Genomic DNA, 16,933 nt, shown 5'->3' on the forward strand with positions numbered 1-16,933 from the left:
CGATCAATCGATACGTTTGGCCGACTTGATGTAGACCGGATCGGCCGGTACATCGCGCATGCCTTTCTTGACGGTGGTGGGGGAGTTGACGATCTGGTCGACCACCTCCATGCCCTTGGTCACCTTGCCGAACACGGCGTAGCCGCGGTCACGACCAGGGTTGAGGAAGTCGTTGTCGGCCACGTTGATGAAGAACTGGCTGGTGGCCGAATTCGGATCCGAGGTGCGGGCCATCGACAGCGTGCCGCGCGTGTTCTGCAGGCCGTTGCTGGCTTCGTTGCGAATCGGATCCTTGGTGCTCTTCTGTACCATCTGGTCGGTGAAGCCGCCGCCCTGGACCATGAAGCCCGGGATCACGCGGTGGAAGATCGTATTGTTATAGAAACCGCTGTCGACGTACTCCAGGAAGTTCTTCGTACTGATGGGGGCTTTTTCGGCGTTCAGTTCGATCTCGACATCGCCGAAGCTGGTAGTCAGCAGCACGTGAGGGGTCTTGTCGGACGCCATGACGCTGGCAGCGAAGGCGAACGAGCAGGCGGTCAGCAGGAGTTTCTTCAGCATGGGCTCAATGATCCTTGAGAGGTGGATGCGGCTGCGAGGAAACGCAGCAGGGTCTGGTTGAAGACCTCGGGTTGGTCCAGGGGCGTAGCGTGCCGCGAATCCTCGATGACCGCCAGTGTCGCATGGGGCATCAGGGCAACGTAGCGCGCTTTCTGTTGTATCGGGGTGTAATCGTGGTCGGCGGCGATCACCAGTGTCGGACACGGGATCTGCCCGATGCGTTCCTGCACACCCCAGTCGACGATGGCGTCGAAGCTCTTGAGGTAAGCGCGCTTGTCGTTGCGCGCCCAGCGCTCGGCCATCTTGCGGCGCAGTTCGCCTTGCTCGGGTTTGGGGAACAGGCGCGCGGCCAGGCCCTGGCCGACCGTCTCGACGCTGAGCAGGCGTGCCAGGCTCCAGCGCTTGGCCCACCAGATCCAGTGTTCGAGGTTGTGGCGCTTGACCTCGGGGGCGCTGTTGACGATGCACAGGCTGCGCAGCCTGTGCGGATGGTCGACGGCAAACTGGAAACCGACCATGCCGCCCATGGACAAGCCCACGAAGTGCACCGGGCCGGTGTCCAGATGGTCGAGCATGGCCAGCAAGTCTTCGCTGAAGGTCTTGATCTGGTAGCCGTGGCGAGGCTTGGCCGACTGGCCGTGGCCGCGAATGTCCATCAGGATCACCCGATAGTGACGGCTCAGCTCCGGGACCTGCAGCTCCCAGTCCTGGCTGCTCGAACCGAGCCCGTGCAGCAGTACCAGAGGCTCGCCCTGGCCATGTTCCTCATAGTGCAGCAGGCATCCGTCACGTTCGAAACAGGCCATGGGCGCGGTCCTCTCAGGCTTGCGGGGGGGCTGCGAAGGGCACGTCCAGTGGCGCGGTGTCGAAATTGCGCAGCAGCTCGATGAGGATCTGCGTGGCCGGACCCAAGGTCTTTTCCTTGCTCGAGTAAAGGTAGAACAGCGGGTGTCGACTGCCACCCTGATCGAGCGGCAGAGGCTTTAGCAGGCCCTCGCGCAGTTCGCGTTCGATCATGTGCCGGGGCAGCCAGGCAAAGCCCAGGCCGCTGCCGACGAAGGTCGCCGCGGTGCCCAGGCTGCCGACGGTCCAGCGCTGTTCGGCACCCAGCCAGCCGACGTCGCGTGGCTGGCTGCGGCCGGAGTCGCGAATCACCACCTGCAACTGGCTTTCCAGGTCCTGGAACGTGATCTCTCGGCCCAGGCGATGCAGGCTGTGCTCGGGGTGGGCGACGGCGACGAACTCCACCGCGCTCAGCTCGGCGCCCAGGTAGCCGGGAATGTTGAAGCTGCTGATGGCAAGGTCGGCGATGCCTTCGTGCAGTACTTCCTCGACCCCGGACAGCACTTCTTCACGCAGGCGCACACGGCAGCCGCGGCTCTGCGGCATGAACGCGCTCAGTGCGCGCACCAGCCGGGCGCTGGGGTAGGCGGCGTCGACCACCAGGCGCACTTCGGCCTCCCAGCCCTGTTCCATGTGGTGAGCCAGGTCTTCGAGCTGGCTGGCCTGTTTGACCAGGTGCCGCGAGCGACGCAGCAGCACGCTGCCGGCCTCGGTCAGTACCGCCTTGCGCCCGTCGATGCGTAGCAGCGGCACGCCCAGTTGCTCCTGCATGCGCGCCACGGTGTAGCTCACCGAGGACTGCGAGCGATGCAGGGCTTCGGCGGCCTGGGCGAAGCCGCCGTGATCGACCACTGCCTGCAGGGTTCGCCACTGATCCAGGGTCACGCGCGGCGCTTTCATCTTCGGCTCCTGTTGTCCTAAGCTGCGCTCATCACAAGGAGAGCGCGAAATGAAGAAATGGTTTGCGGTACTGCTGACGTCCCTGCCCCTGAGCGCCATGGCCTATCCCATCGATGTGCAGAAGGAGATCGAAGGGGTCAAGCTCGACTACACCGCGTACGACACCGCCTACGACATCGGCAGCATCAGCCTGAACAACTACGGGCAGGTGCCGGCTGCCTGCAAGGTCACCATGCGCAATGGCCCCGAAGCGCCGAGGGTGCGTCGGGTCAATGTGCCGGCCGGCAAGAGCGTGGATGTGACGGCCAAGTTCAACCGGCAGATCATCAAGCTGCGCATCGACCTGAGCTGCAAACCGGAATAAAACCAATTAATCGATAGATTGAACCCACTTTTTACGCTTTTTTATCGATAGGTCAAGTCTTAATCTCACCTCCATCGAATCGCAACCCTATTTGCCGATGGAGGCACCCCATGTCCCGCGTACTGATCATCGAAAGCAGCGCCCGCCAACAGGATTCCGTTTCCCGTCAACTGACCCGTGACTTCATCCAGCAGTGGCAAGCGGCGCATCCTGCCGACGAGATCAAGGTACGCGACCTGGCGGTCAACCCGGTGCCGCACCTGGACGCCAACCTGCTCGGCGGCTGGATGAAGCCTGAAGAGCAGCGCAGCGCGGCTGAAATCGATGCGCTGGCCCGCTCCAACGAGCTGACCGATGAGTTGCTGGCCGCCGATGTGCTGGTGATGGCGGCGCCCATGTACAACTTCGCCATCCCCAGCACACTCAAGGCCTGGCTCGACCATGTGCTGCGTGCCGGCATCACCTTCAAGTACACCCCGACCGGCCCGCAGGGGCTGCTCAACGGCAAGCGTGCGATCGTCCTGACTGCCCGCGGCGGTATCCACACCGGCGCTGCCAGCGATCACCAGGAACCCTACCTGCGCCAAGTGATGGCCTTCATCGGGATCCACGAGGTGAACTTCATTCACGCCGAGGGCCTGAACATGAGCGGCGACTTCCACGAGAAGGGGCTGAACCAGGCCAAGGCGAAGCTCGCCGCAGTGGCTTGAGGCGCGAGGCGTCCACGAATTCCCAACCCTGACACCTGTTGCTCCTTTGGGTGTATGTGCCCGGTCATGCGAATGGCCGGGCTTTTTTTTGCGCCAGGCTCAGTGCAGGTCCGCCGCGTCCCTGCGCTGCTGCGCCAGCTCCATGAAGGCGCTCATCGCCGAGGTCGGCAGCGAATCCTGGCGACGGATGAACACCGTGGACACGCGGGAGAATTCCGCGGGTAGTTCATGGCAGCGAATCGCATGGCGCACGCTGCAGTTCTGCGTCACCGACTTGGGCAACAGAGTCACGCCCATTCCGGCCGAGACGCAGGTGAGGATGCCATCCAGGCTGCCCATTTCCATGATCTGGTTGGGCACCAGGCCCATCCGATAGAACCAGTTCTCCAGCGTCGATCGGTAGAAGCAGCCGCTGCGAAACACCAGCACTGTCTGCGAGGGCATTCGCGCCATCAAGGTGTCGAGCGAATCGAACTGGTCGCTGCTGACCAGCACCAGTTCCTCGCTGAACACCTCTTGCTGGGCAAGCATCGGATTCTGGTGAAACCCTCCGACGAAAGCGCCATCGATCCGGTGGGACTCGATGGCCTTGATCAGTTCGGCAGTGGTGCCGGTGAGCAACGACAGTTGCACATCGGGATGCTGCTCGCGGTAGCGGGTGAGGATCTTCGGCAGGCGAATGGCGGCAGTGGTCTCCATCGAGCCCAGGCGCAGCGGGCCGTTGGGTACACCGGTATCGAGCAGGGCGCTGCGGCTTTCTTCGGTCAGTTGCAGGATGCGCCGGGCATACCCGAGAAACGTCTCGCCCGCGACCGTGAGCACGACGCCGGATTTTCTGCGGATGAACAGCTCGCGCTTGAGCTCTGTCTCGAGCTCCTTGATGCGCATGGTCACGTTGGATTGCACGGTGTTGATCCTGACCGCAGCCGCGGTGAAACTGCCCAGCTCGGCCACGGCGCAGAAGATCTTCAACTGGCGCATTTCCATGGGGTCTACCTATCACTGATGATGATTGATGGGGTGTTTATGCATCATTTCATGATCGGTTTTCCAGTGGCTTGGAGGCGACCGGGCCAGACTGCTGGTTCACGATCAGTGATGGAATTCATCATTTATCATCATTTGTGAAAATTCATGGGTGCGCTTAAGGTCAACTCTGGGCTCGCTCCCCGCCAACGGACATGCGCACCCGCCATGAGCAACCCATGATGAGCAACCTCCATGACCACTGACATCCAGGCTTTGCTGAACGTCCGTTTCCCCATCATCCAGGCGCCCATGGCGGGCGTTTCTACGCCAGCGCTGGCGGCGGCGGTATCGAATGCGGGTGGTTTGGGGTCGATCGCGATCGGCGCGAGCTCGGTCGAGCAGGCTCGCCAGTACATACGCGAAACCTTCGCGCTGACCCAACAACCGTTCAACGTCAATCTGTTCTGCCACCGCCCGGCGCTGCGAGATGACGTGCGCGAGGACGCCTGGCTGCAGGCGCTCGAAGCGCGCTTTGCCGAGTTCCAGGCCCAGCCGCCGAAGGGCCTGCGGGAAATCTATCGCTCGTTCGTCGAAGACCCCGAGATGCTGCAGATGCTGCTGGAAGAAAAACCGGCAGTGGTGAGTTTTCATTTTGGCCTGCCGCCGCAGTCGTTCATCGAGGCGCTGAAGGCGGCCGGTATCGTGCTACTGGCCTGCGTGACCTGCGTGGACGAGGCGCTCCAAGTGCAGCAAGCAGGGGTCGATGCACTGATCGCCCAGGGTTACGAGGCGGGTGGTCATCGCGGGATATTCGATCCTGAGCATGACGACGAATCGAGCACGCTGGAGTTGGTGCGCCTGTTGGCCGAGCAGGTTCGACTGCCGATCATCGCAGCTGGCGGAATCATGGATGGCACAGACATCGCCAAGGCGTTCGCGCAGGGCGCCTGTGCGGCGCAGTTGGGTACAGCGTTCTTGCTGTGCCCGGAATCGTCGGCCAACGCGGCCTACCGTGAGGCGCTGAGCGGACCACGGGCGCGGCAGACGCAGATCACCAGCGCAATTTCCGGACGGCCTGCGCGGGGTATGGTCAACCGGGCGTTCGAGGTGAAGAGTGCTGCGGGCGTGCCGGATTATCCCCGCGCCTACGATGCCAACAAGGCACTCAATAGCGTGGCGACTGCCCAGGGCTGCAGCGACTTCGCCGCACAATGGGCCGGTACCGGCGCCCACCGGGCGCGCGCCCTGCCGGCCGCGCAGCTGGTCGAGGTGCTGATGGCCGAGTTCGACGCGCAGCGCTGACAGGCAAGATTTGTGGGCGGTTCGGCGCTCCGACTTGCCCGCGAAAAGGGCGCCGCGGTGGATGGCACCGGCTTCGCCGGTGTTCGCGGGCAAGCCCGCTCCTACAAAAGCGGTGGCACTCATGGATGTGAGTTGTGGGAGCGGGCTTGCCCGCGAACACCGGCACAGCCGGTGCCATCCACCGCCGCATCTTCATCCTCCTCCCGGTTGCCCAGACCACCCCCTACCCGCTAAGGTCGCCGCCTTGATCCACGAGAGGCAACCATGGGCTACCTGATTATCGTCGCGCTGATCCAGGCGTTTTCCTTCAGCCTGATCGGCGAATACCTGGCCGGCCATGTCGACAGCTATTTCGCCGTGCTGGCGCGGGTGCTGCTGGCAGGGCTGGTGTTCCTGCCGCTGACCCGCTGGCGCCAGGTCGAGCCGCGCTTCATGCGCTCGATGCTGCTGATCGGTGCGCTGCAGTACGGCATCACCTATGTCTGCCTGTACCTGAGCTTTCGCGTGCTCACCGTGCCTGAAGTGCTGCTGTTCACCATCCTCACCCCGCTGCACGTCACCCTCATCGAAGATGCACTGAACCGCCGCTTCAACCCTTGGGCGCTGCTTGCGGCGCTGGTCGCGGTGGCCGGCGCAGCGGTGATCCGCTTCGACAGCATCAGCGGCGAGTTCTTCATGGGCTTCCTGCTCCTGCAGCTGGCCAACTTCACCTACGCCGCCGGGCAGGTCCTGTACCGCCACCTGATTGCCCGCCACCCCAGCGACCTGCCGCACTACAAGCGCTTTGGCTACTTCTACCTGGGCGCGCTGATCGTCGTGCTGCCGGCCTTCCTGCTGTTCGGCAACGCCCAGCACCTGCCGAGCACCGACGTGCAATGGCTGGTGCTGCTGTTCCTCGGCCTATGCCCGACCGCGCTGGGGTTGTATTGGTGGAACAAGGGCGCCTGCCTGGTTTCCGGCGGCACCCTGGCGGTGATGAACAACCTGCACGTGCCGGTGGGCCTGCTGCTCAACCTGCTGATCTGGAACCAGCACGAACCGCTGGGGCGGTTGTTCATCGGCGGTGCGGTGATCCTCGCCTCGGTGTGGCTGAGCCGGCTGGGCGACCGTCGCACCCCCGCGCTGGTCGGCAAGGCCTGAGGCGTCCATGCATACCATCCTGGTCATCGTCGCGCCGATCTTTGCGCTGATCCTGGTCGGCTACCTGTGCCGCAAGACTGGCAAGCTCGGCGAGCAGGCCGCTGCCGAAATCAATCGCATGGTGGTCTGGCTGTGCCTGCCGGCGCTGCTGTTCAAGGTGACCGCCACCGCGACCTGGAGCGAAATCTGGCACCCCGGCTTCATCGTCGCCTTCGGTGCCGGCGCGCTGGCAATGTTCTTCATCACCCTCGCTTGGCGCCTGTTCAGCGGCCACAGCCTGGTGGCTTCGAGCATCGATGGCCTGAGTGCGGGCTATGCCAACACCGGCTACATCGGCATCCCGCTGTGCCTGTTGCTGTTCGGCCAGCCGGGGCTGCAACCGGCGCTGATCTCATCGCTGATCGTGGTCTGCCTGGTGTTCGCGATTTCCCTGACCCTGATCGAGATCGGCCTGCAGGAAGAACGCCAGATCGGCCGCGCCGTAATGCTGGTGGCCAAGGCGCTGGCGAAGAACCCGCTGGTGATTTCGCCACTGGCCGGCGCCGCCTGGGCCATGTCCGGCCTGGGCCTGGCGGAGCCTGTGATGCATTTTCTCGACATGCTCGCCCTGGCCACCACGCCTTGCGCGCTGGTGTCGCTGGGCGCATTCCTGGCGCAGAAACGCAGCGGCGCGCAGGCCAGCCCCTGGCCGCTGGTGGGGCTCAAGCTGGTCGGGCAACCGGCGCTGACCTGGGTGCTGGCCTTCAAGGTGTTCAGCCTGCCGACCATGTGGGCGACCTCGGCGGTGCTGCTGGCGGCGCTGCCGACCGGGACCGGGCCATTTATGTTGGCTGAGTACTACAACCGTGAGGCGGGGCTCATTTCGCGCACCATCCTGCTGTCTACGGTGGCTTCGCTGCTGACCCTGACCGGGCTCATGTACCTGCTGGGTGTGGCGGGCTGACTGCTACGGGATGATCGCGGGACAAGCCCGCGCCTGTAGGACCGGCCGAGGATACGCGCAATTCAGCGAGTCTATGCGGCCAACTGAAATAGGGTTGGCCGAGAGCGGCGGCTTGCTGACCGTGACTGAATGCTCTCGACCCAAAGCCGACACGCGCGCAGCGAAGGCTGAGGCGAGACCGTCGTGTCTTGCGTAGCCGCGTGGTCAATGTCGGCGCGTGTCGTCAGCTTGCTGGATGGGGTAGCGGCGTCAAGCCACTATCTTTGATCGCTGCGTCGGCTTCTGGTGAGGCCAGGTAATCGAGCAGCGCCTGGGCTGCGGCGTGATGCTGGCTCTTGTTGATGACAGCGCCCGAATACAGGGTCATTTTCTGCGCTTCTGCCGGGATCAGACCAACGATGTCGATACCTTTTACTGGCTTAAGCTCACTTAGCTGTTGAAAGCCGATCTGTGCTTGGCCACGAGCGATCACTGCGCCTACGGGCTCGGCAGGTATCATGTGAGCCTTCGACTCGAACTGTTCACCAAGCTGCATGCGAGGGAACAGCGTCTTGGAAAGATATACCCCGCTTGCGCTGTCGGAGTAAGCGACAGAGCTGCTATCTTGCAGCACTTTGCGTAAGGTCTGCATGGTGCTTATGTCTGGCTTCGGTTCACCTTTGCGAACGGCCATGGCAATGAAAGATTTTCCGAGATCGATTCGACTCGTTTTGTCGGCTTGTCCACTGGCGACCAAGTTGTCGAGGGCCGAACCAACCATCAGCACAACATCCGCCTGCTCACCACGAGCGAGTCTGTTTGGGATGGCCTGTGGGGTATCCCCCATCGATGGGGCGGCTAGAATTTCCAGCTTCACGCCATATTTCTTCTCATACGCTGGCGCTACTTCGCGGATGGCGCCCATGATCCCGCCGGAACTCAGAACGGTCAGTGTTTCCTTACCGCCGTGTACAACGTCAGCAGCCGAGCAGGCGAATGAAGTGGTTAAGAGGGTGGCACAAAACAGCATTCGGAACATCGGAGCTTTCTCCACAGGTATACGCGCAAAATCCTACCTGGGCGAAACTCAAAGTTGTGATTAATCAGCGATTAAGAATGTTTTACTTTCTCCCCACCAATGGCATCTACAGGTAGAAAGTTGAGCTTCGTGGATGCGCTGTATTCCCCCCAAAAATCGTCTGGGGCCGCTCGCCGCCATCAAGCTGCCCCTGCACGGGTCCCGACGCTATAGCGCCAGCAGTGCTGCTGCAAGTGCAGGCGGCATCACCAGCACCCCTAGGCGCAAAAAGTTCCAGGCGCTGACATGCGCCCCTTCGCGACGGATCGCCACCAACCACAAAAGGGTGGCCAGTGATCCGGTAATCGACAGGTTCGGTCCCAGGTCGACGCCGATCAGCAGCGCAGCGGTCACCTGCTGCGGCAGGGCCACCAGCGACCCCATGGACCCGGCTATCAGTCCAGTCGGCAAGTTGTTCATCAGGTTGCTGGCGATGGCCACGCCCACGCCTCCCACCCAACTGGCCCCGATCGTCGAGTCTGCGGCCAGAGCAGCCAGCCCCTGGGCAAGCTGCACTATCAGGCCGGTCTGGGCGACAGCTTCGACCAGTATGAACAAGCCCGCCACCAACGGCAGCACACCCCACGCTACATGGCGTAGCACAGGCATCGGGCTGCGCCGCTGGCGTAAGTGGATCAGTGCTGTGGTTGCCACGCCGGCACAGAAGGTCGGCAGGCCTAGTGCCCGGTCCAGCGCTGAGGCCCCCAGCAGCAGAATTGCCGTGAGCACGATGCCCACTGCGCATAGACGGGCACCCAGAGACAGCGGCTGGTTATCCACATTCAGGGTCAGCGGTTGGCGGATCTGCCGGCGTTGGGTCAGGCGCAGCACCAGATAGGTCACAGCGATTGCCGCAAGCGATGGCAAACTGAACTGCCTCAGCCACTCCAGTAGCGGGGGCATCTGGCTGCCGAAGACTACCAGGTTGGCCGGGTTGGAAATCGGCAGCACGAAACTGGCGGCGTTGGCGATGAAGGCGCAGATCAACAGGTAGGGCAAGGGCTCGGCCTTGGCAGCCTTGCACGCCGCATACACCGCGGGAGTCAACACCACCGCCGTTGCATCGTTGGACAGGAACACGGTGACTAGCGTGCCCACCAGAAATACCAGGTCGAACAGTCTTTGCCCCGAACCTCGGGCGTGGCGGACCGCGTAGCGGGCCAGCCAGTCGAACAGCCCCTCCTGGCGTGCAAGCTCGGCCAGTACCATCATGCCGATCAGGAAGAGGTACACATCGCCGCCTTCGGCCACTGCCGCCAGAGCGCTGCGCGGTGTGATCAGGCCCAGGCCTGTCAGTAGCAGCGCACCGCCCATGGCCCAGACGTATTCCGGGATCCGCCATGGGCGCAGGATGACACCGCAGGTTGCCAGAGCGGCTACCGTCCAGATGATCGAGGCATTTTCGCTGTAAGGCATGAGGCGTCTAGTTTCCGGCAGGGGTAGGCAGGGACGATGGTGCGACGCGCGGGTGAGTCTCAGGCAGCGCCATCAGCACTATTGCGAAGGCGACCGCGGCAATGCCGGCCAAGGTCAGGAATGCCGCATCGTAGCCGGCTGCTTGAACAACCAGCCCGGCAATCCCAGGGCTGAGCGCAGCGCCCAGTCCGAACACCGCCGTCAGCGCGCCAAGGCTGAAATTGAAGCGCCCGGTGCCTTCGGTCAAGTCCTTGATCACGATCGGGAACAATGCTCCGAAGATGCCTGCGCCGATTCCATCGAGCAATTGCACGCCAACCAGCCAGAAGGGATTGTCGGACGCCACGTACAGGGCTCCGCGCAGCGGTAGGATGAAAAAGCCGGCCAGAAGGAACGGCCTGCGCCCCCAGGTCTCGGCCTTTGCCCCCACGAGCAGCGCCATCGGCACCATCACCAACTGCGCTGCGACGATGCAGGCGGATGTGAGTGGCGTGGCCAAGCGCAGGTCGACTTGCGATAGCTTCTGGCTCACCAGCGGCAGCATCGCCGCGTTGGCCAAGTGGAATAAAGCGCAGCACACAGCGAATACCAAGAGCGTGCGGTTGTGCAGGAGGACCCTGAACCTGGCAAGGTTTTCAGCACAACCCGGACCATGGACAAGGCCGCGAGCCACCTGGTGGTCAATGGCGGCTGCTGGCACACGCCACATCGCCACAATGCTGGCTACGGTCATGACCGCCATGAGATAGAACACCACCACCGGGCCGAACAGATACGCCAAGCCACCGGCCAGCAATGCTGAGCAGGCATTGCCCGCATGGTTGAACGTCTCGTTGCGACCCACCCTTCGCGTAAAGGCCTTGGGGCCTGTGATGCCCAGCGAGATGGCGGCAATCGCCGGAGCGAACAGCGAGCCTGCTATGGCACCGATCGTCTGGGTCAAGGCCACCCCGGCGAACGACGAAATCCAAGGCAGCAGCAGGCAACTGCCGGTCACCAGCACGGCGGCGGTCACGACCACCGCGTGTTTGGCTGTCGTGCGGTCAATCAAGGCTCCCGCTGGAGTTTGCGCCACCAGTGCAGCAATGCCTGCCAGGCTCATCACCAGGCCAATGCTCGCCGGCTGCCACTGGTGCACGGCAAGTAGGTAGATGGCGAGGTAGGGGCCGAGTCCGTCACGCACGTCAGCCAGGAAGAAGTTCAGCCAGTCAAGGGCACGGTCGTGCGAAGCGGCGAAGCTTGAGTGTTCCATGGACGCAGTCTCTAAAAACAAGGGGGGAGCGCGATGGGCAGTTACTGGACGCGCGCAGGCCTGATAAAGCAGCTGTCTGATGCCCATCAGTCCAACGCACTTCCTGCACTGTAGGCCAGCGCGTCCCTATCTGTACGCGGCTCTGTCGTTGACATAGGACTTGCTCAAATGGTTCGGCACACGATCGCTCAGCATGCAGATTATTTGCGGTTTAAATGGGCAACCGATAAGTGCGGCTACGCGTTGCGCAAGCGAAGTACTGGCAGGGAGGCGCGAGTTGCTATGCGGCTTTTAGGTGGAAACCCAAGAGTTTGAGCTTCCATTGGTTATCGGATACGGCTTTTCATTGCAGAGGGCCGCTTTGCGGCCCTTTCGCGGGGCAATTCGGGGCGCCGAACCGCCGCATCCACAGGGGGAGCGCTTTTTAGGCCTCGCTCATCCGCTCGACCCGCGCCGCCAGCCCTGAGCGCATATCGCTACCGCTAGGCTGCTGATACAAACTCAACCCAAACTCCGGCAACACCGCCAGCAGGTAATCGAAGATATCCCCCTGGATCCTCTCGTACTCGCCCCACACCGTGGTGCGGGTAAAGCAGTAGATCTCCAGCGGCACACCTCCGGCGCCGGTCTCCATCTGGCGAACCATGCAGGTCATGTCCGGATGCACCTCGGGGTGGTTCTGCAGGTAGGCGAGGGCGAAGGCGCGGAAGGTGCCGATGTTGGTCAGCTTGCGGCGGTTGGCCGAGAGTTCGGCGACCAGGCCCTGGGCCTCGTTCCAGTCGTGCAGCTCCTTGCGCTTGGTCGCCAGGTAGTCGCCGAGCAGGCGCACGCCGCCCAGGCGTTGTTCCTCTTCCTGGGTGAGAAAACGCACGCCTGTGGCGTCGATGAACAGGCTGCGCTTGATGCGCCGCCCGCCGGACTGCTGCATGCCGCGGTAGTTGCGGAACGACTCGCTCATCAGGCGCCAGGTGGGGACGGAGACGATGGTCTTGTCGAAGTTCTGCACCTTGACCGTGTGCAGGGTGATGTCGATCACATCGCCATCGGCGCCGACCTGGGGCATCTCGATCCAGTCGCCAACGTGCAGCATGTCGTTGCTGGTCAACTGCACGCTGGCAACGAACGACAGCAACGTATCCTTGTACACCAACAGCAGCACCGCCGACATTGCACCCAGGCCCGACAGCAGCAACAGCGGCGAGCGGTCGATCAGGGTGGCGACGATGACGATGGCACTGAACACCCACAGCGCCATCTTCGCCAGTTGCACATAGCCCTTGATCGAGCGGGTGCGTGCGTGTTCGGTGCGGGCGTAGATGTCCAGCAGGGCGTCGAGCAGGCACGACACCGCCAGGGTCATGAACAGCAGGGTGAAGGCCAGCGCAAGGTTGCCCAGGAAATGCTGCGCGGTATCGGACAACTCCGGCACCAGGCGCAGGCCGAACTGCACCACCAGTGACGGCGTGGTCTGCGCCAGGCGCTGCAGTACCTTGTTGTCGCGCAGGTCATCGAGCCACCGGAGCGTGGGCTGACGGGCCAGCAGACGGCTGACGTGCACCACCAGCAGGCGTGCCACGCGGCCTACCAGCAGCGACACCAGCAACAGCACGCCAAGGCCGAGGGCCGCGTGCAGCAGTGGATGTTGGTCGAGAACGCCCCAGAGGTCGAGGGTGTCGTGCCAGAGTCGTTGGATGTCCATGGGATAAGGCCGATATTCACAGTAAACGAAGCGCAGTCGATGCGCGGAAGTCGCCGATGGTGCCAAAAGAAACTCGGCTCTGGCCACGGAAAACGTTACCCTATGCAACCGAATTGTCCGCATCTGTCTGAGGTACACCCGTGTTTTCCCAATTCGCCCTGCACGAACGCCTGCTCAAAGCCGTGGCCGAGCTTAAATTTGTCGAGCCGACCCCGGTGCAGGCGGCGGCCATTCCCCTGGCCCTGCAAGGGCGTGACCTGCGGGTCACGGCGCAGACCGGCAGCGGCAAGACCGCAGCCTTCGTGCTGCCGCTGCTCAACCGCCTGGTCGACCTGAGCGGGCCGCGGGTCGAGATCCGTGCGCTGATCCTGCTGCCGACCCGCGAGCTGGCCCAGCAGACCCTCAAGCAGGTGCAGCTGTTCTCGCAGTTCACCTACATCAAGTCTGGCCTGGTCACTGGCGGCGAAGACTTCAAGGAGCAGGCCGCGATGCTGCGCAAGGTGCCGGACGTGCTGATCGGCACCCCGGGCCGTCTGCTCGAGCACCTCAACGCGGGCAACCTCGACCTCTCGCACGTGCAGGTGATGATCCTCGACGAAGCCGACCGCATGCTCGACATGGGCTTTGCCGAAGACATGGAGCGCCTGTGCAAGGAGTGCGAGAACCGCGAGCAGACCCTGCTGTTCTCCGCCACCACTGGCGGTGCAGCGCTGCGCGACATCATCGGCAAGGTATTGAAAGACCCTGAGCACCTGATGCTCAACAGTGTCTCGCAACTGGCCGAAGGCACCCGTCAGCAGATCATCACCGCCGACCACGACCAGCATAAAGAAGCGATCGTGCAGTGGCTGCTGGCCAACGAGACCTTCGACAAGGCGATCATCTTCACCAACACCCGCGCTCTGGCCGACCGCATCTACGGTCACCTGGTGGCAAAGGACGTGAAGGCCTTCGTCCTGCACGGCGAGAAGGACCAGAAGGACCGCAAGCTGGCCATCGAGCGCTTCAAGCAGGGCAGCTCGAAGGTACTGGTCGCCACCGACGTGGCGGCCCGTGGCCTGGACATCGACGGCCTGGACCTGGTGATCAACTTCGACATGCCGCGCAGTGGTGACGAGTACGTGCACCGCGTGGGCCGTACCGGCCGCGCCGGTGGCGAAGGCCTGGCGATCTCGCTGATCACCCATAACGACTGGAACCTGATGTCGAGCATCGAGCGCTACCTCAAGCAGCAGTTCGAGCGCCGCGTCATCAAGGAGGTCAAGGGCACCTACAGCGGGCCGAAGAAGGTCAAGGCTTCGGGCAAGGCGGTTGGCGCGAAGAAGAAAAAGGTCGACAAGAAGACCGGCGACAAAAAGGCCGCCGCCAAGCGCAAGCCGACCGCCAAGCCGCGCCCGAACGCGCCGCTGAGCAGCTCGGACGGCTTGGCACCGCTGAAGAAGCGCGCGCCGAAGGCGGAGTAACCCCAGAACCTGTATTGTTCAAAATCTTAAGGCCAGCCCAACCCCTGTAGGAGCGGGCTTGCCCGCGAACACGGGCGTAGCCCGTGCCAGGCAGCGCTGTGTCTTTTTCGCGGGCAAGTCGGGGCGCCGAACCGCCGCTCCTACAACTGGTGTGCGGTGCACGGCAGCTTTGATTCAGCCCGCCTTTTGCTCCGCCTCTTTCAACTCCTTCACCCGCTTGTCGATCAGCTGGCATTTGTCCGGCAAGTCCTTGCTCGCCGTCCCCAGATCCATGCCCTGGAGCTCATCGTTGATCTCCTTGGCCTTCTGCGGGCTCTGCTCGGTCAATTGTGTCACCAGCTTGGCCAGCTCCTCGCGCTTTTGCGTGGCTTCTTCCGGTGTGCAGGCCCAGGCGGGCAGGGCGCAGGACAGGGTGGCGAGCAGGGTGATGCGGCATATAACGTTCATGGCGCTTGCTCCTTGTGCAGTCTATCGGTGGAGTCTGGCCGGCCAGCAAAGGTTCAGCATGTAGCTGTTTGCCCTTGATGTGATGGCAAATTGACGCCAAAAGGCCATCTCTGTATTCTCCGTCCCCACTTTTTCACCGCCCAGGGACTGGAACATGGCGATAGGGTTTCGCACACGCCTTTGCAGCGCGATTCTCATGCTGACTGCCAGCATGCCTGCCCTGGCGGCCTCGCCGCTGGAGCAGGATCTTATACGCGACCGCCAGGATCGCCTGCTGCAAGAGCAGCAGCGGCGCATCGAAGAGCTGCGCAACCTGCCCGGCAGCACGGCGCCGCCGTTTGCCGTACCGGCGCCTGATGACAGCCGCTGCTTCACCATTCGCACCATCACCCTCAAGGGTGCCGACAGCCTCACCGAGACCGAGCGCGAGCGCCTGCTCAAGCCGTTCATTGGTCAGTGCCTGGGTGTCAGCCAGCTCAACGAGCTCCTCAAGGTCATCACCAACCATTATCTGGATCGTGGCCGAGTGACCAGCCGCGCCTACTTGCCGCAGCAGGACCTGTCCACCGGGCATCTGCAGGTGTTGGTGGTAGAGGGGCGCCTGGAGAGTTTGCGCGCAGCTCCCGACAGCAGGCTGAGCGAGCGGGAGCTGGCCATGGCTTTTCCCGGCGCGCCCGGTGAGCGTCTGAACCTGCGTGAGATCGAGCAGATGGTCGACCAACTCAACCGTCTGCCTTCGAACAAGGCGCAGATGGAACTGGTCCCTGGCGAGGCGGTGGGTGGCAGCCAGGTGCTGGTACGCAATCAGGCGCAGAAGCCCTGGCGGGCTTCCCTGTCGCGCAACAACGAAGGCCAACGCAGCACTGGCGAGCAGCAGGTCAACCTAGGCTTCGAGTGGGATAGCCCGCTGGGCCTGGCCGACCAGTTGGTGCTACGCGGTGCCCACGATGTGGTCAGCGATCACACCAAGGGGGCGAAGAACGGGGTGCTGGCCTACAGCCTGCCCTGGGGCTGGTGGAACTTCTCGTACAGCTACAGCGCGTCCGACTACCGCTCCGTAGGCCAGGCCAACGGCTTCGACTTCAAACAGACCGGCGACAGCCAGAATCATCAATTGCGCGTCGATCGTGTACTGCATCGCGACGCCACAAGCAAGACCTCGGTCAACCTGGGCGTTGCCCATCTGCGCACCCGCAACTACATCGAAGACAGCCTGCTGCGAGCCAGCAGCAATCGTCTGAGCGAAGCGCAGTTCGGCATCAACCATGGTCGGCGCCTGGGCACGGCCTTCGTCAACCTTGACCTGGGCACGCAGGAGGGCATTGGTGCCTTCGATGCTCAGGGCAACGGCAATCCGCGACCTGGCGAGCCGGTCGCGCGCTATCGCAAGTACACCGCGACGGTCAGTTACGTGCAGGGCTTTGAGGTATTCGGCGAGCAGTTGAGCGTCACCAGCCTGGCTACCGCCCAGCGCAGCGAAGACGTGTTGTTCAGCCCTCAGCGCATAAGCCTGGGTGGGTTGTCATCGGTGCGTGGTTTCAAGGACCAGTCGCTGTCCGGCGACAGCGGCGCCTACTGGCGCAGCGACCTGCGCTGGACGCGCCCGGTGACCTGGTCCGTCGCACAGCCGGTGATTGCCGAATACGGGATGGGCCTGGGCTACGACCTGGGTGTGATCCGCAACGACCGCTACAACGGCGACCGCCATGGCCGTGCCAGCAGCCATTCGCTGGAGCTGTTCGCCCGGGGCCGTCACCTGGCGGCCAGTGTGACTTTTGCCCGCAGCCTCGAACGCCCGGATGCCCTGCCCGACAAGGAGCATCCGGTATACCTGCGCCTCGATTTCTTCATCTGATTCGTGCTTTGA

16 protein-coding genes are annotated in these 16,933 nt (G+C 63.0%); 7 read left to right on the forward strand and 9 right to left on the reverse strand.

The window, feature by feature from the left end; translation table 11 throughout:
* Positions 1-3: 3 nt before the first annotated feature.
* The 3 genes from ACK3BK_RS07530 to ACK3BK_RS07540 are packed head-to-tail and all read right to left on the reverse strand — an operon-like array spanning position 4 to position 2,304.
* Positions 4-561 carry a peptidylprolyl isomerase gene (locus ACK3BK_RS07530; RefSeq protein WP_186666876.1) on the reverse strand — a complete coding sequence of 186 codons (558 nt, stop codon included), beginning with the start codon at positions 559-561 and terminating at the stop codon, positions 4-6.
* Positions 555-1,367, reverse strand: a complete 813-nt coding sequence (locus ACK3BK_RS07535) for an alpha/beta fold hydrolase (RefSeq protein WP_411384025.1) — start codon at positions 1,365-1,367, stop codon at positions 555-557. Before ACK3BK_RS07535 ends, ACK3BK_RS07530 begins: the two co-directional genes overlap by 7 nt.
* Positions 1,368-1,380: 13 nt before the next feature.
* Positions 1,381-2,304, reverse strand: a complete 924-nt coding sequence (locus ACK3BK_RS07540; protein ID WP_186666874.1) for a LysR family transcriptional regulator — start codon at positions 2,302-2,304, stop codon at positions 1,381-1,383.
* Between the two features lie 49 nt (positions 2,305-2,353).
* On the opposite strand from ACK3BK_RS07540, the gene ACK3BK_RS07545 reads away from it, so the two are divergent.
* Positions 2,354-2,668, forward strand: a complete 315-nt coding sequence (locus tag ACK3BK_RS07545; RefSeq protein WP_054893296.1) for a hypothetical protein — start codon at positions 2,354-2,356, stop codon at positions 2,666-2,668.
* A 110-nt stretch (positions 2,669-2,778) separates the two neighbouring features.
* Complete coding sequence (locus ACK3BK_RS07550; protein ID WP_186666873.1) at positions 2,779-3,378, forward strand: FMN-dependent NADH-azoreductase; 600 nt, start codon at positions 2,779-2,781, stop codon at positions 3,376-3,378.
* 99 nt (positions 3,379-3,477) lie between these two features.
* Here ACK3BK_RS07550 and ACK3BK_RS07555 read toward each other — a convergent pair whose 3' ends face one another.
* Positions 3,478-4,365, reverse strand: a complete 888-nt coding sequence (locus ACK3BK_RS07555) for a LysR substrate-binding domain-containing protein (RefSeq protein WP_411384026.1) — start codon at positions 4,363-4,365, stop codon at positions 3,478-3,480.
* A 234-nt stretch (positions 4,366-4,599) separates the two neighbouring features.
* On the opposite strand from ACK3BK_RS07555, the gene ACK3BK_RS07560 reads away from it, so the two are divergent.
* The 3 genes from ACK3BK_RS07560 (at position 4,600) to ACK3BK_RS07570 (ending at position 7,732) form a co-directional block, all read left to right on the forward strand.
* Positions 4,600-5,649 (forward strand): NAD(P)H-dependent flavin oxidoreductase, encoded by a 1,050-nt coding sequence (locus tag ACK3BK_RS07560; RefSeq protein WP_186666871.1) that lies wholly within the window; start codon positions 4,600-4,602, stop codon positions 5,647-5,649.
* Positions 5,650-5,913: 264 nt separating this feature from the next.
* Positions 5,914-6,789 (forward strand): carboxylate/amino acid/amine transporter, encoded by an 876-nt coding sequence (locus ACK3BK_RS07565; protein WP_411384027.1) that lies wholly within the window; start codon positions 5,914-5,916, stop codon positions 6,787-6,789.
* A gap of 7 nt (positions 6,790-6,796) precedes the next feature.
* Positions 6,797-7,732, forward strand: a complete 936-nt coding sequence (locus ACK3BK_RS07570) for an AEC family transporter (protein WP_065861469.1) — start codon at positions 6,797-6,799, stop codon at positions 7,730-7,732.
* Between the two features lie 223 nt (positions 7,733-7,955).
* Here the strand turns inward: ACK3BK_RS07570 and ACK3BK_RS07575 are convergent, their stop codons facing one another.
* From ACK3BK_RS07575 to ACK3BK_RS07590, 4 genes are all read right to left on the reverse strand, one after another.
* Entirely contained in the window at positions 7,956-8,750 is a 795-nt protein-coding gene (locus ACK3BK_RS07575; RefSeq protein WP_411384028.1) for a substrate-binding domain-containing protein, read from the reverse strand.
* Positions 8,751-8,957: 207 nt separating this feature from the next.
* Complete coding sequence (locus tag ACK3BK_RS07580) at positions 8,958-10,205, reverse strand: arsenic transporter (protein WP_411384029.1); 1,248 nt, start codon at positions 10,203-10,205, stop codon at positions 8,958-8,960.
* 7 nt (positions 10,206-10,212) lie between these two features.
* Positions 10,213-11,457, reverse strand: a complete 1,245-nt coding sequence (locus ACK3BK_RS07585; RefSeq protein WP_411384030.1) for an MFS transporter — start codon at positions 11,455-11,457, stop codon at positions 10,213-10,215.
* Positions 11,458-11,881: 424 nt separating this feature from the next.
* The gene (locus ACK3BK_RS07590; protein WP_411384031.1) at positions 11,882-13,156 is read right to left on the reverse strand and encodes a mechanosensitive ion channel family protein; all 1,275 of its coding nucleotides are present in this window, start codon (positions 13,154-13,156) and stop codon (positions 11,882-11,884) included.
* Positions 13,157-13,296: 140 nt separating this feature from the next.
* Between ACK3BK_RS07590 and ACK3BK_RS07595 the strand changes: the two genes are divergently transcribed.
* A complete protein-coding gene (locus tag ACK3BK_RS07595; RefSeq protein WP_411384032.1) occupies positions 13,297-14,619 on the forward strand; it encodes a DEAD/DEAH box helicase in 1,323 nt (440 codons plus the stop codon).
* 174 nt (positions 14,620-14,793) lie between these two features.
* Here the strand turns inward: ACK3BK_RS07595 and ACK3BK_RS07600 are convergent, their stop codons facing one another.
* Positions 14,794-15,066 carry a hypothetical protein gene (locus tag ACK3BK_RS07600; RefSeq protein WP_411384033.1) on the reverse strand — a complete coding sequence of 91 codons (273 nt, stop codon included), beginning with the start codon at positions 15,064-15,066 and terminating at the stop codon, positions 14,794-14,796.
* Positions 15,067-15,220: 154 nt separating this feature from the next.
* Between ACK3BK_RS07600 and ACK3BK_RS07605 the strand changes: the two genes are divergently transcribed.
* Positions 15,221-16,921 (forward strand): ShlB/FhaC/HecB family hemolysin secretion/activation protein, encoded by a 1,701-nt coding sequence (locus ACK3BK_RS07605; RefSeq protein ID WP_411384034.1) that lies wholly within the window; start codon positions 15,221-15,223, stop codon positions 16,919-16,921.
* Positions 16,922-16,933: the final 12 nt, after the last annotated feature.

Origin of the sequence: Pseudomonas sp. L7, assembly GCF_046605565.1 — a bacterium.
Taxonomy (GTDB): Bacteria; Pseudomonadota; Gammaproteobacteria; order Pseudomonadales; family Pseudomonadaceae; genus Aquipseudomonas; species Aquipseudomonas wayambapalatensis.